Annotated in this window: 23 protein-coding genes and 3 tRNA genes; 6 read left to right on the plus strand and 20 right to left on the minus strand. The window is 71.9% G+C overall.

The features are described 5' to 3' along the window. Positions 1-77: 77 nt before the first annotated feature. From AB0D99_RS18490 to AB0D99_RS18510, 5 genes are all read right to left on the minus strand, one after another. A complete protein-coding gene (locus AB0D99_RS18490; RefSeq protein ID WP_362362626.1) occupies positions 78-506 on the minus strand; it encodes a MaoC family dehydratase in 429 nt (142 codons plus the stop codon). 2 nt (positions 507-508) lie between these two features. Further along, positions 509-961, minus strand: a complete 453-nt coding sequence (locus AB0D99_RS18495) for a MaoC family dehydratase N-terminal domain-containing protein (RefSeq protein WP_362362629.1) — start codon at positions 959-961, stop codon at positions 509-511. Positions 962-1043: 82 nt separating this feature from the next. Then, positions 1044-1208, minus strand: a complete 165-nt coding sequence (gene rpmG / locus AB0D99_RS18500; protein ID WP_003956487.1) for a 50S ribosomal protein L33 — start codon at positions 1206-1208, stop codon at positions 1044-1046. Between the two features lie 89 nt (positions 1209-1297). Beyond that, positions 1298-1370 (minus strand) — tRNA-Met (locus AB0D99_RS18505). A 44-nt stretch (positions 1371-1414) separates the two neighbouring features. Further along, positions 1415-1487, minus strand: a tRNA-Thr gene (locus tag AB0D99_RS18510). Positions 1488-1706: 219 nt separating this feature from the next. Between AB0D99_RS18510 and AB0D99_RS18515 the strand changes: the two genes are divergently transcribed. Together AB0D99_RS18515 and AB0D99_RS18520 are read left to right on the plus strand one after the other, a co-directional pair. After that, the gene (locus AB0D99_RS18515) at positions 1707-2984 is read left to right on the plus strand and encodes an amidohydrolase family protein (RefSeq protein WP_362362632.1); all 1278 of its coding nucleotides are present in this window, start codon (positions 1707-1709) and stop codon (positions 2982-2984) included. 2 nt (positions 2985-2986) lie between these two features. Then, entirely contained in the window at positions 2987-3643 is a 657-nt protein-coding gene (locus AB0D99_RS18520) for an NAD(P)H-binding protein (RefSeq protein WP_362362635.1), read from the plus strand. Between the two features lie 63 nt (positions 3644-3706). Here AB0D99_RS18520 and AB0D99_RS18525 read toward each other — a convergent pair. Further along, positions 3707-3788: transfer RNA gene (locus tag AB0D99_RS18525), tRNA-Tyr, on the minus strand. Between the two features lie 182 nt (positions 3789-3970). On the opposite strand from AB0D99_RS18525, the gene AB0D99_RS18530 reads away from it, so the two are divergent. The 3 genes from AB0D99_RS18530 (at position 3971) to AB0D99_RS18540 (ending at position 5676) form a co-directional block, all read left to right on the plus strand. Next, entirely contained in the window at positions 3971-4459 is a 489-nt protein-coding gene (locus AB0D99_RS18530; protein WP_147980723.1) for a YajQ family cyclic di-GMP-binding protein, read from the plus strand. Between the two features lie 90 nt (positions 4460-4549). Beyond that, complete coding sequence (locus tag AB0D99_RS18535) at positions 4550-5050, plus strand: methylated-DNA--[protein]-cysteine S-methyltransferase (protein ID WP_362362638.1); 501 nt, start codon at positions 4550-4552, stop codon at positions 5048-5050. Next, the gene (locus tag AB0D99_RS18540; protein WP_362362641.1) at positions 5050-5676 is read left to right on the plus strand and encodes an alpha-ketoglutarate-dependent dioxygenase AlkB; all 627 of its coding nucleotides are present in this window, start codon (positions 5050-5052) and stop codon (positions 5674-5676) included. The genes AB0D99_RS18535 and AB0D99_RS18540 overlap by 1 nt, the downstream gene beginning before the upstream one ends. A gap of 28 nt (positions 5677-5704) precedes the next feature. Here AB0D99_RS18540 and AB0D99_RS18545 read toward each other — a convergent pair whose 3' ends face one another. Further along, positions 5705-5974 carry a GlsB/YeaQ/YmgE family stress response membrane protein gene (locus AB0D99_RS18545; RefSeq protein ID WP_362362644.1) on the minus strand — a complete coding sequence of 90 codons (270 nt, stop codon included), beginning with the start codon at positions 5972-5974 and terminating at the stop codon, positions 5705-5707. Between the two features lie 57 nt (positions 5975-6031). Here AB0D99_RS18545 and AB0D99_RS18550 point away from each other — a divergent pair, with 57 nt between their 5' ends. Then, positions 6032-7264, plus strand: a complete 1233-nt coding sequence (locus tag AB0D99_RS18550; protein WP_362362647.1) for an APC family permease — start codon at positions 6032-6034, stop codon at positions 7262-7264. Positions 7265-7274: 10 nt separating this feature from the next. Here the strand turns inward: AB0D99_RS18550 and AB0D99_RS18555 are convergent, their stop codons facing one another. The 13 genes from AB0D99_RS18555 to AB0D99_RS18615 form a co-directional block, all read right to left on the minus strand. Continuing rightward, complete coding sequence (locus AB0D99_RS18555; protein ID WP_362362650.1) at positions 7275-7679, minus strand: YccF domain-containing protein; 405 nt, start codon at positions 7677-7679, stop codon at positions 7275-7277. Continuing rightward, on the minus strand, positions 7676-8539 hold the full coding sequence (htpX, locus tag AB0D99_RS18560) for a zinc metalloprotease HtpX (RefSeq protein ID WP_362362652.1): 864 nt from the start codon (positions 8537-8539) through the stop codon (positions 7676-7678). Before htpX ends, AB0D99_RS18555 begins: the two co-directional genes overlap by 4 nt. Before the next feature lie 172 nt (positions 8540-8711). Next, positions 8712-9167 (minus strand): large conductance mechanosensitive channel protein MscL, encoded by a 456-nt coding sequence (mscL, locus tag AB0D99_RS18565; protein WP_362362655.1) that lies wholly within the window; start codon positions 9165-9167, stop codon positions 8712-8714. A 79-nt stretch (positions 9168-9246) separates the two neighbouring features. Further along, positions 9247-10746, minus strand: coding sequence for an NADH-quinone oxidoreductase subunit N (locus AB0D99_RS18570; protein ID WP_362362658.1), 1500 nt, complete (start codon positions 10744-10746; stop codon positions 9247-9249). Continuing rightward, the gene (locus AB0D99_RS18575; RefSeq protein WP_362362988.1) at positions 10743-12296 is read right to left on the minus strand and encodes an NADH-quinone oxidoreductase subunit M; all 1554 of its coding nucleotides are present in this window, start codon (positions 12294-12296) and stop codon (positions 10743-10745) included. Before AB0D99_RS18575 ends, AB0D99_RS18570 begins: the two co-directional genes overlap by 4 nt. Positions 12297-12323: 27 nt before the next feature. Beyond that, entirely contained in the window at positions 12324-14312 is a 1989-nt protein-coding gene (locus tag AB0D99_RS18580; RefSeq protein ID WP_362362661.1) for an NADH-quinone oxidoreductase subunit L, read from the minus strand. Then, the gene (gene nuoK, locus AB0D99_RS18585; RefSeq protein WP_362362664.1) at positions 14309-14650 is read right to left on the minus strand and encodes an NADH-quinone oxidoreductase subunit NuoK; all 342 of its coding nucleotides are present in this window, start codon (positions 14648-14650) and stop codon (positions 14309-14311) included. Before nuoK ends, AB0D99_RS18580 begins: the two co-directional genes overlap by 4 nt. Next, positions 14650-15201: an NADH-quinone oxidoreductase subunit J gene (locus AB0D99_RS18590; RefSeq protein ID WP_362362666.1), complete on the minus strand. Its 552-nt coding sequence runs from the start codon at positions 15199-15201 to the stop codon at positions 14650-14652. The genes nuoK and AB0D99_RS18590 overlap by 1 nt, the downstream gene beginning before the upstream one ends. Then, the gene (locus tag AB0D99_RS18595) at positions 15198-15761 is read right to left on the minus strand and encodes an NADH-quinone oxidoreductase subunit I (RefSeq protein WP_362362669.1); all 564 of its coding nucleotides are present in this window, start codon (positions 15759-15761) and stop codon (positions 15198-15200) included. Before AB0D99_RS18595 ends, AB0D99_RS18590 begins: the two co-directional genes overlap by 4 nt. Further along, the gene (locus tag AB0D99_RS18600) at positions 15761-16729 is read right to left on the minus strand and encodes a complex I subunit 1 family protein (protein ID WP_362362672.1); all 969 of its coding nucleotides are present in this window, start codon (positions 16727-16729) and stop codon (positions 15761-15763) included. Before AB0D99_RS18600 ends, AB0D99_RS18595 begins: the two co-directional genes overlap by 1 nt. Then, positions 16726-18231: an NADH-quinone oxidoreductase subunit C gene (locus AB0D99_RS18605; protein WP_362362675.1), complete on the minus strand. Its 1506-nt coding sequence runs from the start codon at positions 18229-18231 to the stop codon at positions 16726-16728. The genes AB0D99_RS18600 and AB0D99_RS18605 overlap by 4 nt, the downstream gene beginning before the upstream one ends. Then, positions 18228-18797: an NADH-quinone oxidoreductase subunit B family protein gene (locus tag AB0D99_RS18610; protein WP_362362678.1), complete on the minus strand. Its 570-nt coding sequence runs from the start codon at positions 18795-18797 to the stop codon at positions 18228-18230. The genes AB0D99_RS18605 and AB0D99_RS18610 overlap by 4 nt, the downstream gene beginning before the upstream one ends. After that, entirely contained in the window at positions 18788-19195 is a 408-nt protein-coding gene (locus AB0D99_RS18615) for an NADH-quinone oxidoreductase subunit A (protein WP_362362991.1), read from the minus strand. The genes AB0D99_RS18610 and AB0D99_RS18615 overlap by 10 nt, the downstream gene beginning before the upstream one ends. Positions 19196-19242: the final 47 nt, after the last annotated feature.

Here is a 19242-nt window from a genome sequence, read left to right on the forward strand (position 1 = left end):
GGGGGCCGCCCCCCCCCGGGTTTGGGCGGGGGGGGGCGCCGCTCCCCCCCCCCCCCCACCCTCCACCGGTCCGTGCGCTACGCGAGCCTGACCACGGCCCGGGACATGCCGAGGACCTTCTGACCCGCGGACATCGCGGTCAGGTCCACCCGGACCTGGTTGTCGTCCAGCTTGGCCGCCACCTTCGCGCCGACCTCGATCACGGCGCCCGCGTCGTCGTTGGGGACGACCACCGGCTTGGTGAAGCGCACGCCGTACTCGACGACGGCCGCCGGGTCCCCGACCCAGTCGGTCACGACGCGGATCGCCTCGGCCATGGTGAACATGCCGTGCGCGATGACGTCCGGCAGGCCGACACCGACAGCGAACTTCTCGTTCCAGTGGATCGGGTTGAAGTCGCCGGAGGCACCGGCGTACCGCACCAGCGTGGCGCGCGTCACGGGGAAGGACTGCGCCGGCAGCTCGGTGCCGACCTCGACCTCGTCGTAAGCGATCTTCGCGGTCATCCTCAGACCTCCTCGGGCGCTCGGGACACGAGCTTGGTCCAGGCGGTCACCACGTGCTCGCCGGTCTCGTCGTGGACCTCACCGCGGATGTCCAGGATGTCGTTGCCGGCCATCGACTTGATCGCCTCGATGGTCGAGACGACCGACAGCCGGTCCCCCGCCCGCACCGGCCGGGTGTACGCGAACTTCTGGTCGCCGTGCACGACACGGCTGTAGTCCAGGCCCAGCTGCGGGTCCTCGACGACCTGCCCGGCGGCCTTGAAGGTGATCGCGAACACGAAGGTCGGCGGGGCGATCACATCGGGGTGACCGAGCGCCTTCGCCGCCTCCTGGTCGGAGTAGGCCGGATTCGCGTCGCCGATCGCCTCGGCGAACTCGCGGATCTTCTCGCGGCCGACCTCGTAAGCCGCAGTGGGCGGATAGGTCCGGCCCACGAAGGACTGGTCGAGCGCCATGGACTCGATACCTCCTGGATTTGTTGCCGACAAACGACACGAGGCCGCCCCCTGGTGGGGACGGCCTCGTGTACGAGCCTGATTAGCGCGTCTCGCGGTGCGCAGTGTGCGAGTTGCAGCGAGGGCAGTGCTTCTTCATCTCAAGACGGTCCGGGTTGTTACGCCGGTTCTTCTTGGTGATGTAGTTCCGCTCCTTGCACTCCACGCAGGCCAGCGTGATCTTCGGGCGGACGTCGGTGGCAGCCACGTGAGTGCTCCTTGGACGGACGGATGGACGGATGAACGCATAAAAGAGTAGCCGATCGAAGGACCGACCCCACAATCGGCTACTGTGTGTAGCGGTGACCGGACTTGAACCGGTGACACAGCGATTATGAGCCGCTTGCTCTACCGACTGAGCTACACCGCTTTGATGATCCGGTTCCCGCCCGGAGGCGGGTTCCTTCTCACCAGAGCCCCAATACGGAATCGAACCGTAGACCTTCTCCTTACCATGGAGACGCTCTACCGACTGAGCTATTGGGGCGAGCGATGAAGACATTACACGGTCCTCCGCCGATCGCCCAAATCCGTTTCGTGCCCTCCGTCCACGCACCCGCGCGCGGGGTCTCCTCCCCTGCCTCGTAGGCCACACGTGGCCTCATCAGTACGACTATTGCGCTCCTCCTCGAAGGGCGGCCGGAGCGCCCCTAGGCTCGGGCCCACGCTGCGTGATCTTGTTCTGAGCTGGAACTCGAGGAGCCCGATGTCAGCCGACAGCAAGCAGCCCCAGCCACCCGACGACTGGGCCGCCGCCACCGCCGACTCCACCTCGCTCCTGCTCTCCAACGCCCGCCTCACCGACGGACGGACGGTCGACGTCCGGATGTGCGGGGGCCGGATCGAGGCCGTCGGCACGGCCGGCAGCCTCACCCCCCTCGGCGCCCGCGTGGACCTCGCCGGCTATCTCCTGCTCCCCGCCCCCGCCGAGCCGCACGCCCACTCCGACACCGCCCTCAGCGCCGACTCCCCCGGCCCCGTCTCGTACGCCCCCGAGGAGGTGCAGCGGCGGGCCACCGAGGCCGCGCTGCTCCAACTCGGCCACGGCGCCACGGCCCTGCGCGCGCACGTCAGGATCGGCGACGTCCAGGGCCTCGGCCCCCTCGAAGCGGTCCTGCAGGCCCGCCGGTCCCTGCGCGGCCTCGCGGAGCTCACGACCGTCGCCGTGCCCCGGCTGCTCACGGGGGCCGCGGGCGCGGACGGGCTCGCGATGCTGCGGGACGCCCTGAAGATGGGCGCGGGCGTGGTGGGCGGCTGCCCGGACCTCGACCCCGACCCGGCCGGATACGTGGAGGCCGTCCTGGAGGTGGCCGCGGAGCACGGCTGCCCCGTCGACCTGCACACCGACGGTGACGACCCCGCGCGGCTCGCCCGGCTGGCGGCGATGGCGGGCGGGCTGCGGCCGGGGGTGACGATCGGCCCCTGCGCGGGCCTGTCCCGGCTGCCCTCAGAGGTCGCGCGACGCGCCGCGGACCAACTCGCCGCGGCCGGGGTGACGGTGGTCTGCCTCCCGCAGGGCGGCTGCGGGGCGACCGAGCTGCGCGCCGCGGCGCCGGTCCGGCTGCTGCGCGCCGCCGGTGTACGGCTCGCGGCGGGCGGCGGTGCGCTGCGCGACGTCTCCAACCCGGTCGGGCGGGGGGACCCGCTGGAGGCCGCGTACCTGCTGGCCTCGCTGGGCGGGCTGCCCGCCGAGGACGCGTACGGGGCGGTGAGCGCGGCGGCCCGTACGGCGATGGGGCTCCCGGAGGTACGGGTGGAGGCCGGCTTCCCCGCCGAGCTGCTCGCGGTGCGCGGGGAGCGCCTCTCGGGCGTGCTGTCCCTGGCCTACAGCCGGATCGTGGTGCACCGGGGCCGGGTGGTGGCCCGGACCAGCGCCGTACGGGAGTACTGCGACTCGGCCGCCGCGCTCGACCTGCCCCGCCAGACCCGTCCCGAGCGACCCGAGCCGGGAAGCCCTCCGGCCGGTCCCGTCGTACGGTCGTGAGTATGCGCATTGTCATCGCTGGAGGACACGGTCAGATCGCCCTGCGCCTGGAGCGCCTGCTCTCCGCGGCGGGGCACGAGCCGGCGGGGCTCATCCGCAACCCGGAGCAGGCGGACGACCTGCGCGCGGCCGGCGCCGAACCGGTCGTGCTGGACCTGGAGTCGGCGACGGTGGAGATGGTCGCGGGCGTCCTGCAGGGCGCCGACGCGGCGGTCTTCGCGGCGGGTGCGGGGCCGGGCAGCGGCACCGCACGCAAGGACACGGTGGACCGCGCGGCGGCGGTCCTGTTCGCCGACGCGGCCGAGCGGGCGGGTGTGCGCCGGTACATCGTCGTCTCGTCCATGGGCGCGGACTCCGCCCATCCGGGCGACGAGGTCTTCGACGTCTACCTGCGCGCCAAGGGCGCGGCGGACGACTCGGTGCGCGCCCGCGAGGGGCTGGACTGGACGATCCTGCGCCCCGGCTCGCTGATCAACGACGCGGGCACGGGACTGGTCCGCCTCGGCGCCGCCACGGGCCGCGGCCCGGTCTCCCGCGACGACGTGGCCGCTGTCCTGGCCGAACTCCTGGAGACCCCGGCGACGGCGGGCCTGACCCTGGAGCTGATCAGCGGCTCGACCCCGGTCGCGGTGGCGGTGAAGGACATGGCGGGCAACTGACCCCGCGGACAAGGACAAAGAAGAAGGTCCCCGGTGCGAACACCGGGGACCTTCTCTATCGCGTGGCGGCGCCAGGATTCGAACCTGGGTAGGCTAAGCCGACGGATTTACAGTCCGCTCCCATTGGCCACTCGGGCACACCGCCATGGGATGTGTTGTTCGGAGCCGCTTTTCGGCGGTGCTCCGTGGCAACGACGTAAACGATACCTGATCCTCAGGGGTGCTTCGCCACCGGATTGATCAGCGGTTCGGGCGGCGTCGGATGACTAGGCTTGCCTCGTACGCCAACGCAACCCGCAACCCATCCGACGCAAGGAGCCACACGTCATGGCCGACTCCAGTTTCGACATCGTCTCCAAGGTCGAGCGGCAGGAGGTCGACAACGCCCTCAACCAGGCCGCGAAGGAGATCTCGCAGCGCTACGACTTCAAGGGCACCGACGCCTCGATCTCCTGGTCCGGCGAGAAGATCCTGATGCAGGCCAACGGCGAGGAGCGCGTGAAGGCGATCCTCGACATCTTCGAGACCAAGCTGATCAAGCGCGGGATCTCGCTGAAGTCGCTGGACGCCGGTGAGCCGCAGCTGTCCGGCAAGGAGTACAAGATCTTCGCGACGATCGAGGAGGGCATCTCCCAGGAGAACGCCAAGAAGGTCGCGAAGGCCATCCGCGACGAGGGCCCCAAGGGCGTCAAGGCGCAGGTCCAGGGTGACGAGCTGCGGGTCAGCTCGAAGAGCCGGGACGACCTGCAGGCCGTGCAGGCGCTGCTCAAGGGCAAGGACTTCGACTTCGCGATCCAGTTCGTGAACTACCGCTAGTCGCGAACTGCGTGTCCGAAAGCCGCCAGCCTCCGGGGTGGCGGGCCTCGCACACTGGGACGCGGAGCGAGTGCGAGGAGAGGAACCGTCATGACGGTGTACGCGTACGTCGAGGGGCCCCTGGGCGAGATGCTGCTCGTCGGGCGGGGCGCCGAGGAGGGCGGCAGGACCGCGCTGGTCTCGTTGTCGCTGCCCGGGCAGAAGGGTGCCGCCGTCGTCGAGGACGGCTGGCGGCACGCGCCCGAGGCGTTCGAGGAGATCGCCGCGCAGCTCGGTGAGTACTTCGCCGGTCGCAGGGACCGCTTCGACATCCCCTTCGCGGACGGCGGGACGGAGTTCCAGCGGCGCGTCTGGCGTGCGCTGGAGGAGATCCCCTACGGCTCCACCGTCTCGTACGGGGACATTGCCCGCCGGGTGGGCTCCTCCGGGGCCGGGGTGCGGGCCGTCGGCACCGCGATCGGGCGCAACCCGCTGCTGGTGGTGCGGCCCTGTCACCGGGCGATCGGCGCGGACGGGAGTCTGCGCGGGTACGCGGCCGGGCTGGACCGCAAGGAGCTGCTGCTCGGACTCGAAGGCGCCCTGGTGGCGTGATGGACGGGCTGTTCGCGCGGGAGCGGGCCGTCGTGGCCCCGGGCGCGGTGCACGTTCCCGGGTGGCTCTCCCCGGGCCGGCAACGGGAGTTGGTGGCCGCCTGCCGGGAGTGGGGGCGCGGTCCGGTGCCGTACCGGCACACCGCGCTGCCGGGCGGCGGCGTGATGTCCGTGCGGTCGCTCTGTCTGGGGCGGCGCTGGGTCCCGTACCGCTATCTCGACGCCGTCGATGTCGACATGCCCGCCTGGCTGGTCGAGTTGGGGCGCGAGGCGGTGACCGAGGCGTACGGGGACGGCGGCGGGTACGCGCCCGACACCGCCCTCGTGAACTTCTACGACGCGGGCGCCGGCGCCCGGATGGGGCTGCACCAGGACAAGGACGAGCGGTCGGGCGCGCCGGTGGTGTCGCTGAGCCTCGGTGATCGTTGCGTGTTCCGGTTCGGGAACACCGAGACCCGGGGAAGGCCGTACACCGACGTGGAGTTGGAGTCCGGGGACCTCTTCGTCTTCGGCGGGCCGTCGCGGTTCGCCTATCACGGGGTGCCCAAGGTCCTTCCCGGCACGGCCGATCCGGCCCTCGGGCTGACGGGCCGCCTGAACATCACCCTTCGCGAGACCGGCCTGTGACGCGACGCGGCCTCGGCGCGACGCGGCCTCAGCGCGAGCGCGAGTGGCCGAAGAGGATCCGGTATCCGATCAGCAGCACCAGCGAGCCGCCGATGGCCGAGAGCCAGGTGGCGGTGTCGTAGAAGCCGGTGGTGACCGGGCGGTCCAGGAAGGTGGACGAGATCCAGCCGCCGATGAAGGCGCCGGCTATGCCGATGAGGGTGGTGCCGATGAGCCCGCCCGGGTCGCGGCCCGGGAGCAGGATCTTGGCGACGACGCCCGCGAGCAGGCCCAGGACGATCCAGCTGATGACGTTCATGGTGAGGAAGACGCGGAGGCCGCGGGCGCGGTTGCGGCGGGCCGTAGTGTGCCGTGCATGACACAGGAACTGCGCCGCTCGCTCGGTGTCCTCGACGCCGTGGTGGTCGGGCTGGGTTCGATGCTGGGCGCCGGGATCTTCGTGGCGCTCGGCCCGGCCGCGGAGGCGGCCGGTTCGGGGCTGCTGCCGGCGCTCGGGCTCGCCGCGCTGGTCGCGTACGCCAACGCGATGTCCTCGGCCCGGCTCGCCGCCCTCTACCCGGCGTCGGGCGGTACCTATGTGTACGGTCGCGAACGTCTCGGGTCGTTCTTCGGCTACCTGGCCGGCTGGGCGTTCGTCGTCGGCAAGACGGCCTCGTGCGCGGCGATGGCGCTGACCGTCGGGGCGTACCTGTGGCCGGAGCAGGCCCATGCGGTGGCGGTCGCGGCCGTGGTGGCGCTGACGGCCGTGAACTACGGCGGCGTGCGGAAATCGGCCCTGCTGACGCGCGCGATCGTGGCGCTGGTCCTCGCGGTCCTCACGGCGGTGACGGTGACGTGCTTCGCCTCCGGCGCGGTGGACTTCGGGCGGCTCGCCCCGGACGAGGACGTGACGGCCGGCGGGGTGCTCCAGGCCGCGGGGCTGCTGTTCTTCGCGTTCGCGGGGTACGCGCGGATCGCCACGCTCGGCGAGGAGGTGCGCGATCCGGCCCGGACGATCCCCCGGGCGGTGCCCCTGGCGCTCGGGATCACCCTGGTCGTCTACGCCGTGGTGGCGGTGGCCGTCCTCGCCGTCCTCGGGCCGTCGGCCCTGGCGGCGTCCCCCGCGCCGCTCGTGGACGCCGCCCGGGCGGCCGGCGCCGGATGGCTGGTTCCCGTCGTCATGGCCGGTGCGGCGGTCGCCGCGCTGGGCTCCCTGCTGTCGCTGATCCTCGGGGTGTCCCGTACGACGCTGGCGATGGCGAGGGACGGTCATCTGCCGGCCGGGCTGGCCGCCGTGCATCCCCGCTTCCAGGTGCCCCACCGGGCCGAGCTCGCGGTGGGCGCGGTGGTGGCCGTGGTGGCGGCGACGGCGGACGTACGGGGCGCGATCGGCTTCTCGTCCTTCGGCGTGCTCGTCTACTACGGGATCGCCAACGCCTCCGCGTGGACGCTCGGCCGCTCCCACCGTCCCCTCGCCGCGCTGGGCCTGGTGGGGTGCGGGGCGCTGGCCTTCGCGCTGCCGCCGCCCTCCGTGCTCGCCGGGCTCGGCGTCCTCGCGGTGGGCACGGTGGCGTACGCGGTCAGCCGGGGGCGCCGCGACCACTCCTAGGGCGTCGGGCCTAGTGGGTGCTGTACGTGTACGGGTAGGGCTCGTCCGTGCGGACGATCTCCTTGCCCAGCGGCAGCAGCGACACCGGGATCAGCTTGAAGTTGGCGATGCCGAGCGGGATGCCGATGATCGTGATGCAGAGGACGATGCCGGTGGTGATGTGGCCGAGCGCCAGCCACCAGCCCGCGAGGACCAGCCACAGCACGTTGCCGACGCAGGACGGCGCACCCGCGTCCCGCCGGTCCACGACCGTGTAGCCGAAGGGCCAGAGGGCGTAGACGCCGATACGGAAGGCGGCCAGGCCGAAGGGGATGCCGATGATCGTGATGCAGAGCAGGATGCCGGCGACCATGTAGCCGAGGAACATCCAGAAGCCGCACAGGATCAGCCAAATGACGTTCAGGATTGTCTTCACGGGCGACGACCTGCCATCTGCTCGAGTCGGGCGATGCGCTCCGCCATGGGCGGGTGCGTCGAGAACATCTTCGAAAGCCCCCTGCCCCCTCCGAACGGGTTGGCAATCATCATGTGGCTCGCCGTCTCGATCCTGGGCTCGGGCGGCAGCGGCAGCTGCTTGGTCCCTGCTTCGAGCTTACGCAGGGCGCTCGCGAGCGCCAGCGGGTCGCCGGTGAGCTGGGCGCCGGAGGCGTCCGCCTCGTACTCCCGCGAGCGGCTGATGGCGAGCTGGATGACGGAGGCGGCGACCGGACCGAGGATCATGATCAGCAGCATGCCGAGCAGACCGGGACCGTCGTCGTCGCTGGAGCGGCCGACCGGGATCAGCCAGGCGAAGTTGACCAGGAACATGATCACGGAGGCGAGCGCTCCGGCGACGGAGGAGATCAGGATGTCCCGGTTGTAGACGTGGCTCAGCTCGTGGCCGATCACGCCGCGCAGCTCGCGCTCGTCGAGGAGCTGCAGGATGCCCTCGGTGCAGCACACGGCCGCGTTGCGGGGGTTGCGGCCGGTGGCGAAGGCGTTCGGCGCCTGGGTCGGCGAGATGTAGAGCCGGGGCATCGGCTGGCGGGCCTGGGTGGAGAGCTCGCGCACCATCCGGTAGAGCGCGGGAGCCTCGAACTCGCTCACCGGCCGGGCCCGCATGGCCCGCAGCGCCAGCTTGTCGCTGTTCCAGTAGGCGTACGCGTTGGTGCCGAGTGCCACGACGAGCGCGACGATCAGCCCCGTACGGCCGAAGAAGCTGCCGATGAGGATGATGAGGGCCGAGAGCCCTCCGAGGAGTACGGCGGTCCTCAGCCCGTTGTGCCGGCGGTGCACGGTACGCCCTCCAAGTGGTGCGGCAGGGGAACCCTTTGCTGTGTGGTGGTCCGCCCCGGACAGCGTCCGGGGGGAGCCCCAGGTCCAGTGGACCCTCCCGTACTGGTCAACGCCAGGCGGGATGCACGGGTTCCCCTGCCCCCACCGGGGGCTCTGTGGGCCGTACGGGTGATCAGCGCGGGGCGGGGAGTCCCGCCTCGGCCAGCGCGGCGGCGAGGGGCTCGACCTCGCTGGTGCAGTGCGCGCAGCGGGTGGCGACGGCCGGGATCTCGGTGAAGCAGCGGGGGCAGTCGCGCTTCTCGAACTTGTCCTCGGCCGCTTCCTCCTTGGCGAACCTCTCCTGGACCTTCGCCATGGGGACGACGATCATGAAGTAGAGCACCGCGGCGGTGATCACGAAGGCGATGGCGGCGGCGATCGCCAGACCGTACGGGAAGATCGTCTTGCCGACGGTGAACTGGGCCTCGCTGAAGTCACCGACGGAGCCGGTGGCGAGACCGATGAGCGGCGTGATGAACGCCTTGCTGAAGCCGGTCACGACGGTGGTGAAGGCCGATCCGACGGCGAGGCCGATGGCCATCGAGACGACGTTCCCGCGAAGTATGAAGTCCTTGAAACCGTTCAGCACGGGTGAAGCTCCTTGACGCTGTTCTGTGGGGGGGGCGTGGGGTGTGGGGTGCGCGTGGGGGGTTGGGGTCGGTCGGGGCTCAGAAGAGGGCCGTGGCCGCGAAGCGCAGCGCGAACTGCGGGTAACCCGAGAGCACGACGCCCACGACGGCGGCGACCGCGATGGCCAGGGTGATCGGGGCGGGCACGCGCGCCTGCGACCGCTCCGCCGTCGGCGCCCGGAACAGGACCGCCGTCCACCGCAGGTAGTAGTAGAGGCCGATCACGACGTTGACGCCCATGATCACGGCCAGCCAGCCGAGACCCGCGTCGACCGCGGCCGAGAAGACGGTGACCTTGGCGAAGAGGCCGATGATACCGGGCGGCAGACCGGCCAGATTGAGCAGGAAGAACCCCATGGCGAGGGCGGTCACGGGGCGGTCGGCGTAGAGCCCGCGGTAGTCCGAGATCCGGTTCTCGGGGTGGGTACGGGAGACCAGCACGACCACCGCGAAGGCGCCGAGGTTCACGACGGCGTACATCAGGGCGTACGCGACGGTGGCACCGATCTGGTCGTCACTGGAGTACGCGGCGGCGGCGATCGGCACCAGGAGGTAGCCGGCCTGGGCGACCGAGGACCAGGCGAGCAGCCGGACCGCGCTCCACGCGCGCGTGGGGACCTGCCGCAGGGCGGCCACGTTGCCGATGGTCATGGTCAGCGCGGCGAGGACCGCGAGCGCCGGACCCCAGACGTCGGCGTACGAGGGGAAGGCGACCACCGTGACCAGGATGAGGCCGGTGAAGCCGACGGCCTTGCCGACCACGGAGAGATAGCCCGCGACGGGCAGCGGGGCACCGACGTAGGTGTCGGGAACCCAGAAGTGGAAGGGGACGGCGGCCGTCTTGAAGGCGAAGCCGACCAGGGTGAGCGCCACGCCCGTCTGGGCGAGGATCTCCAGCTGGCCGGGGACGTCGTCGAGGCGCTCGGCCAGCTCGGTGAGGTGGAGCGTGCCGGTCGCGCCGTACACGAAGCTGACGCCGAGCAGGGTCACGGCGGTCGCGGTGACGGAGGAGAGGAAGAACTTCAGCGCGGCCTCGCTGGACCGCCGGTCGCCCCGGCGCAGGCCGACCAGCGCGAAGGCGGGCAGCGAGGCCACCTCCAGGGCGACGACGAGGGTCGCGAGGTCACGGGAGGCGGGCAGCAGCGCGGCCCCGGCGGCGGAGGAGAGCAGCAGGAACCAGTACTCGCCCGCGGGCAGCCTGTCGCGGGTGTCGGAGAGCGACAGCAGGGCCGTGAGCAGCGCCCCGCCGAGGACCAGGAGCTGGATGACGAGGGTGAACGTGTCCGCCGTGTAGCTGCAGGCGGCGGTCGCCGCCGGATCGGTGGTGAGGCAGAAGGTCGAGCGGTCGCCGGCACGCAGCGGGATCAGCAGGGCGATCGAGGCGACGAGCCCGGCGATCGCGGTCCAGCCGAGGAGCTGCTTGTGGCGCTCGGGGAGGAAGAGGTCGGCGACGAGCACGGCCAGGGCGACCAGGGCGGTCAGCGTGGGTGGCGCGATCGCGAGCCAGTCGACGGACTGGACGAGGTTCGTGGTCGTCACGAGTTCCCTCCCGCGAGGAGCTTCTGGACGGCCGGATCGGTGAGGCCGAGGAGGACCGCGGGCCACAGGCCGGCGAGGACGGTGAGGGCGACGAGCGGGGTCCAGGCGGCGAACTCGTATCCCTGGACGTCGGCGATCACCGTCTCCCCGCCGGGGCGGGGGCCGCCCATGCAGACGCGCCGGACGACGACGAGCAGGTACGCCGCGGTGAGCAGGGTGCCGAAGGCGCCGATCGCCATGAAGGTGAGGAAGGCGGGGCGGCTGAGGCCCTCGGCGGGTTCGAAGGCGCCGAACAGGGCCAGCATCTCGCCCCAGAAGCCGGCGAGGCCGGGCAGTCCGAGGGAGGCGACGGCGGCGAAGGCGAGCAGGCCGCCCAGCCGGGGGGCGCGGCCGTAGAGGGCCGCGCCGGTGGCGCCCGCGAGGGTGTCGAGGTCGGCGGTGCCGTACCGGTCCTTGACCGCGCCGACCAGGAAGAAGAGCAGGCCGGTGATGAGGCCGTGGGCGATGTTGGCGAAGAGCGCGCCGTTGACGCCGGTGGGGGTCATGGTGGCGATGCCGAGGAGCACGAAGCCCATGTGGCCGACGGACGAGTACGCGATGAGGCGCTTGAGGTCGCCCTTGTTGCCGGGCTTCGCGAGGGCGAGGCAGGCGAGCGATCCGTAGATGATCCCGGCGACGGCGAAGGCCGCGAGATAGGGCGCGAAGACCCGCATGCCGTCCGGGGCGACGGGCAGGAGGATCCGGACGAATCCGTACGTGCCCATCTTCAGCAGCACACCGGCGAGGAGGACCGAGCCGACGGTCGGGGCGGCCGTGTGGGCGTCCGGGAGCCAGCTGTGCAGCGGCCACATCGGAGTCTTCACCGCGAGCCCGACGCCGATCGCGAGAACGGCGATGACCTGCACGGACGTGGTCAGTCCCCGGCCGTTGTCAGAGGCCAGTGCCACCATGTCGAACGTGCCCGCCTTCACGCCGATGAGGAGCAGGCCGAGCAGCATGACGACCGAACCGAGCAGCGTGTAGAGGATGAACTTCCAGGCGGCCGCCTGCCTGCCCTCGCCGCCCCAGCGGGCGATGAGGAAGTACATCGGGATGAGGACCATCTCGAAGGCCAGGAAGAACAGGATCAGGTCGAGGACGGCGAAGGTGGCGAGCGTGCCGGCCTCGAGGACCAGGAGCAGCGCCACGAAGCCCTTGGGGGAAGGGCCGCTGGGCATCTTGAAGTAGCTGTGGAGCGCGCAGAGGAAGGTCAGCAGCGCGGTCATGACCAGGAGGGGGAGGGAAATGCCGTCGACGCCGAGGTGGAGGCGCACGTCGAGTGCGGGGATCCACGTGATGTCCGTGCTCGCCTGCATCTTCGACGGCTGGTCGTGGTCGAAGCCGAGCGCGAGGACGATCGCCGCGATCAGGACGACTCCCGTGACGACCACGCCGTGGCGGAGCACGGCCTGGTCCGGGGACTTCCCCTTCAGCCCGGGCGGTGCCGGGAGAAGCGCGGCGGCGGCGCCGACGAGCGGGCCGGCGACGATCAACGCGAGAAGGAACTGCATCACGGATTCGCTGATATCGATCACGTCTCACGCTCCGGCGGCGACGAGTACGGCGGCGATCGCCAGGACGACGGAGCCGGCGAGCAGGGCGCTCAGATAGGTCTGCACGTTGCCGGTCTGGGCGCGGCGGACGAGCCATCCGAGCCACTGGGTGCCGGTGCCCGCGCCGTTCACGTAGGTGTCGACGACCTCGCGGTCCAGGAAGCGGACCAGGGAGGCCGCTGCCAGGACGGGGCGGACGAAGACCGCGGTGTAGAGGGCGTCCAGGTGGAAGCCGGTGGCCGCGTGGCGGTGCAGCGGGCCGAGCAGGACACGGCCGGGGTCGGCCGGGTCCTCGGCCGGGTGCGGCAGGTGCAGCGCCTCGGCCTCGACCTGGCCCGCCTCGGCGTCGGGGTGGGCGACGTGCGCCGCGACCGGCTCACGGACCGGGCCCTCGCCCGCCAGGACCTTGGCGGCGAGGGTGCGCCAGACCGCGTAGGTGACGGCGGCGCCGACGAGGGCGAGGCCCGTACCGAGGACGGCGGTGGTGACGGTCGGGGTGAGGGCGTTGCCGTCGAACCAGTCGTCGAGGTAGGTGACGCTCAGACCGAAGCCGAGGGAGGGGATGGCCAGCACCCACAGGACGGTGGTCATGGCGAGCGGCTGGCGACCGTGGTCGGGGGCCCCGGCGCCCCGGCCACGGAAGGCGAGCAGCCAGAGGCGGGCCGCGTACGCGGCGGTGAGGAGGGCGGTGAGCAGGCCCGCGACGAGGACGGTCCAGCCGGCGCCGGCGGGGGCGACGGTGCGGTCCCCCAGCGCGGTGTGCTCGGCGGCCACGAGGACGGCTTCCTTGGAGAAGAAGCCGGCGAACGGCGGCAGGGCGGCGAGCGCGAGGAGGGCGACGGTCATCGTCCAGTACGCGTCGGGGATCCGCTTGGTCAGGCCGCTCATGCGGGACATGGCCGAGAGCGAGTTCGTACCGGCGGCGTGGATGATCGCGCCGGCGGCGAGGAAGAGGAGGGCCTTGAAGGCGCCGTGGGAGATGAGGTGGAAGACGGCGGCACCCCGGTCGCCGACGGCCAGGGCGCCCGCCATGTAGCCGAGCTGGCCGATGGTCGAGTAGGCGAGGACCCGCTTGATGTCGTCCTGGGCGAGCGCGGCGAGCGCCGAGCCGACCATCGTCACCGCGGCCATCACGGCGAGCACGGTCAGCGCGGCCGCGGACTCGGCGAAGACCGGCAGCAGACGGGCCACGAAGTAGATACCGGCGGCGACCATCGTCGCCGCGTGGATGAGCGCGGAGACGGGGGTGGGGCCGGCCATGGCGTCGGGGAGCCAGGTGTGCAGGGGGAACTGCGCCGACTTGCCCGCCACGCCGGCGAGCAGCAGCAGCGCGACGAGGGTGGGGTGGTCGAGTCCGCCGGCGGCGACGGCGCCGAGGATCCCGTCGATCCGGAACGTGCCCGCGTCGGTGGCGAGCGCGAAGAGACCGATCAGGAAGGGGACGTCGCCGAGCTTGGTGACCAGGAACGCCTTGAGGGAGGCGGCCCGGGCCTCGGGGGTCTCCCAGTAGTGGCCGACGAGGAAGTACGAGCAGATGCCCATGATCTCCCAGCCGACCAGGAGCACCATCAGGTCGCCGGAGTAGACGACGAGCAGCATCGCGGCGGTGAACAGGGAGACCAGCGCGGCGTACGACGGGTAGCGCGGGTCGTCCCTCAGGTACCCGGTCGAGTAGACCTGCACGCAGGTGGCGACGACGCCGACCAGTACGGCCGCGAGGGCGGCGAAGCCGTCGATGTACAGGGCAAGGTCGATGGGGACCGAGCCCGTCGGGGTGAGCTGGGTGGCGGCCTCGATCGTCTTTCCGCCGCCCTGCCGGACGGCGACGAGCACGGCCAGAACGGCCGCGGCGAGCGTCGGAAGGACGGCGAGGGGCCGGACGAAGCCGGGCGCGGTCCGGCCGAGGAGCAGACCGGCGACGGAACCGAGGAAGGGAAGAAGGGGGACGAGGAAGGCGAGGGTCGTCGTGGTCACGCGGTGGCCTCGGCCTTCTCGTCGTCGGAGGGCGCCTCCGCCGTGTCGCGCAGCCGGTCGACGTCCGAGCTGCCGCGGTTGCGGTAGACCATCAGGACGATCGCGAGACCGATGCCGATCTCGGCGGCCGCGATGGCGATGGTGAAGAGGGTGAGCGCCTGGCCGGCGTGGAGGGTGTCGCGGAGCCAGACGTCGAACGCGACCAGGTTGAGGTTGACGGCGTTGAGCATCAGCTCGACGGACATCAGGACCAGGATCGCGTTGCGACGGGCGAGGACGCCGTAGAGGCCGACGCAGAAGAGCAGGGCGGCGAGGACGGCGGGGTAGGCGAGATGCATCAGTCCCGGGCCTCCTTGGCGTTCTTGCGGGACAGGACGATCGCGCCGACCAGCGCGGCGAGGAGGAGGACCGAGAGGGCCTCGAAGGGCAGCACCCAGTGTCGGAAGAGGATCTCTCCGGACACCTTGGTGGAGCCCTGGGCCGGTCCGTCCAGGTCGATCCAGGTCGTACGGAACGCGTCGACGACCACCCAGACGAGCGCGGCGGCCGCGGCGAGCGCGACCGCGAGGGCGACGGGGCGGTTGCCCGAGTCGGCGTCCGGGGACCGGCCGATGGGCGCCTTGGTCAGCATGAGGCCGAAGAGGAGGAGGACGACGACGGAACCGACGTAGATCAGCACCTGGACCCAGGCGATGAACTCGGCGGTGAGGAGGAGGTACTCCACGGCGAGCCCGCCGAGCGCGACGACCAGCCAGAGCGCGGCGTGGACGAGCTGACGGGTGGTGACGGTGACGACGGCCGCGCCGAGGGTGACGAGGCCGACGAGGAGGAAGGCGATCTCGACGCCGGACGGCGAGAGGAAGCCGGGGGTGGCGGCGGCGAGGTTCACTGCTGGTCCCCCTCGGACTGGGCGGCCTCGGCGGCGGCCGCCGCGGCGGCGGCCTTCTCCACGGCCTTGCGTGCCGCGGCGATCTCCTTGGGTTCCTCGGCTCGTGGGTCGAGCGCGGGCGGTTCGGGGACCGTCCACATCCACTCGCGGAGCTTGTCCCGTTCATGGGTGAGTTCGTGGATGTCCGTCTCCGCGTACTCGAACTCGGGCGACCAGAACAGCGCGTCGAAGGGGCAGACCTCGATGCAGATGCCGCAGTACATGCAGAGGGCGAAGTCGATGGCGAAGCGGTCGAGGACGTTGCGGCTGCGCTCGCGGCCGCCGGGGGTGGCGGCGGGCACCGTCTCCTTGTGGGAGTCGATGTAGATGCACCAGTCGGGGCACTCGCGGGCGCAGAGCATGCAGACGGTGCAGTTCTCCTCGAAGAGCCCGATGACACCGCGCGTACGGGGCGGGAGCTCGGGCTGCTTGTCGGGGTACTGCGCGGTGACGGTCTTCTTCGTCATCGTGCGCAGGGTGACGGCGAGTCCCTTGGCGAGACCTGATCCGGGAATGGCCATTACTGGATCGCCACCTTCACGATGCCGGTGAGCGCGATCTGCGCGAGGGCGAGCGGGACGAGGGTCGTCCAGGCGAGCTTCTGGAGCTGGTCCTCGCGGAGCCGCGGGTAGCTCACGCGGAGCCAGATGACGACGAAGGCGAGGATCGCGGTCTTGAGGAGGGTCCAGACCCAGCCGAGGCCGTCGGCGCCGAAGGGGCCGTGCCAGCCGCCGAGGAAGAGGACGGTGGTGAGCCCGCAGAGGACGACGATGCCCGCGTACTCGGCGAGCAGGAAGAGCGCGAAGCGGAGGCCGGTGTACTCGGTGTACGCGCCGAAGATGATCTCGGAGTCGGCGACGGGCATGTCGAACGGCGGGCGCTGCAGCTCGGCGAGGCCGGCGACGAAGAAGACGATCGCCCCGACGATCTGCCAGGGCAGCCACCACCACTCGAAGGCGTTGAGGATGCCGGGGAGGGAGACGGTGCCGGCGGCCATCGCGACGGAGGCGGCGGTGAGCAGCATCGGGAGCTCGTAGGCGAGCAGCTGGGCGGCGGTACGGAGGCCGCCGAGCAGGGAGAACTTGTTGGCGGAGGCCCAGCCGGCCATGAGGCTGCCGAGGACGCCGACGCCCATGACGGCCAGCACGAAGAAGATGCCCGCGTCGACGACCTGGCCGACGGCTCCCTCACTGGGGCCGATGGGGATGGCGACGAGGACGAGGAGGTACGGGAGGAGGGCGACGGCGGGCGCGAGCTGGAAGATCCGGCGGTCGGCGTTGGCCGGGACGACATCCTCCTTCTGCGCGAACTTGACCCCGTCGGCGACGAGCTGGGCCCATCCGTGGAACCCACCGGCGTACATGGGCCCGAGGCGGCCCTGCATGTGGGCCATGACCTTGTGCTCGGTCTGCCCGATGACGAGGGGCAGCACGAGGAACACGGCGAAGACGACGAGCAGCCGGAGGGCGACGTCGAGAGCGTCGTTCACGCGGGTTCGCCTCCGGCGGGGGTGGTGGGGTCGGTGGGGTGGGTGTCGTTGTCGGCGTCGGTCTCGGCGTCTGCGTCGGCGTCGGCGTCGGCGTCTGCGGTGTCGTCGGCGTCGGGTGAACCGGACGGCTCGGTGGCAGTCCCGGCGGACGCCTCGGTGGCAGTCCCGGCGGACGGCTCGGTGGCAGTCCCGGCGGACGGCTCGGCGTCCTGCGCGGCGGGGCGCGACTCCGGCTCGGCGACGGGTGCCGACGCGGGCTCGGCTTCCGGGGTGGGCGCCGGCTCGGAGACCGGTGCCGGCTCGGCTTCCGGGGTGGGCGCCGGCTCGGAGACCGGTGCCGGCTCGGAGGCCGGTGCCGGCTCGGAGGCCGGTGCGGCCCCAGGCGCGGGTGCCGTCTCGGCCTCGGTCGCGGGTGCGGCTTCCGTTGCCGGGGGCGCCTCGGGGGTCGGGGTGTCGAAGGCCGGGCGGGCGTGGTGCCACGGGGCGTCCGAGCTCCGGGTGCGGGGCGGGGCCTCCGGCTCCGCCCGACCCGTCGTACCGCCGGGCTCCGGCGTGGCCGGCTCGGATGCCTGGCTCGCCGAACCGTCCGCCGCCGTACGGGTACGACGCGGCGGGCGGGCCGCCGGCTCGGCAGCCGGGGCGGACGCCTCCGACGCCTGACTCGCCGAGCCGTCCGCCGCCGTACGGGTACGACGCGGCGGGCGGGCCGCCGGCTCGGCAGCCGGGGCGGACGCCTCCGACGCCTGACTCGCCGAGCCCTCCGCCGCCGTACGGCTGCGACGGGGCGGGCGGGCCGCCGGCTCGGCAGCCGGGGCGGACGCCTCCGGGGCCTGGGTGGTCGAGCCGTCCGCGGCCGTGCGGGCACGCCGCGGCGGCCGGTCGCCCGCGGCCGCCCGGGCCGGGCGGGCCGGGGCAGGGGGGAGCTGGCCCTTCATGGGGCCCCAGTCGTTGGGGTCCGGGACGCCCGGCGGGAGCATCTGGCGGCGCTTCGGGCCGCCGTGCTCGGACTCGCCCGGCTCCTTCGCGCCCGGCCACGCCTTCGCGACCCGCGCGGCCAGGACGAAGTCCTTCCGCAGCGGGTGGCCCTCGAAGTTCTCCGGCAGGAGCAGCGGAACGAGGTTCGGGTGGCCGGTGAACTCGACGCCGAACATCTCGTGCGTCTCGCGCTCGTGCCAGGCGGCACCGGCGTAGATCTCCACGGCCGTGGGAAGCGTCGCCGCCGCGTGCGGAACCGTCGTACGGACGAGCAGGCGGCGCACCCGACGGCCCTCCAGCGCGACCACGTGCGCGCAGACCCGGAAGCCCACGCCCGGCTCGTCGACCGCGCTCAGCCAGTCGAAGTAGGTGCAGCCCAGCTTGTCCCGGGCGATCTCCAGCGACGCGATCCACGCGCCGACGGGGACGTCCACGGTCAGCAGGTCGTACGCCCGCTCCGCCGTCGCCTCCTCGCCGAAGATCTCGGTCACGGCCTCGGGGAGGGTGTCGTACCCGTTCGTGTTCACTTGTCGTCACCGCCCGGCTTCGGCGGGGTGACGAGTCCGCTCGTCAGCTGACCCACCGACGGACCCGAGTACCGCGCCGCGAGGGACTCGCGCGCGATCTTCTCCTGCAGTTTGAGGATGCCCTGGAGCAGCGCCTCGGGGCGCGGCGGGCAGCCCGGCACGTACACGTCCACGGGGATGATCTGGTCGACGCCCTTCGTCACCGAGTACGAGTCCCAGTAGGGCCCGCCGCAGTTCGAGCAGGCGCCGAAGGAGATGACGTACTTGGGCTCGGGCATCTGCTCGTACAGTCGCTTCACCGCGGGCGCCATCTTGTCCGTCACCGTGCCGGAGACGATCATCAGGTCGGCCTGGCGCGGGCCGGGCGCGAAGGGGATCACGCCGAGCCGGATGAAGTCGTGGCGGGCCATCGACGCGGCGATGAACTCGATCGCGCAGCAGGCGAGGCCGAAGTTGAAGACCCACAGGCTGTAGCGGCGGCCCCAGTTCAGGACCACCTTCATCGGCTCGGGCGCCAGCCGGGCCAGCGGGCCCAGCTTGGGGGTGGGGAGCGGGGTCACGTCCATGTCAGGACGCCCTTCTTGTACGCGTAGAGCAGTCCCACGGCCAGGAAGCCGAGGAAGATGAACATCTCGACCAGCGTCGTCGCGCCGTAGCCGGGCGCGGCGAACACGGTCGCCCAGGGGAAGAGGAAGATCGAGTCGACGGCGAAGATGACGTAGAGGAAGGCGTACACGTAGTAGCGGACCTGGGTGTGTGCCCAGCCCTCGCCCACGGGGTCGACACCGCACTCGTAGGTCAGCAGCTTCTCCGGCGTCGGCACGACGGGCCGCAGCAGTCGGCCCGCGCCGAACGCGACGGCGACGAAGAGCACGCCGACGACAGCCAGCAGCCCGACGACGGAGTACGACTGGAAGTAGTCCGCCGCGAGTCCGATTCCCGCCCGTACGGTCGGATCCGGCACGTCCACCCCTCGCTCCCTGCCCGTTTCGACGATCTGTACGCACGGGA

This window comes from Streptomyces sp. NPDC047971 (assembly GCF_040653355.1).
Taxonomy (GTDB): Bacteria; Actinomycetota; Actinomycetes; order Streptomycetales; family Streptomycetaceae; genus Streptomyces.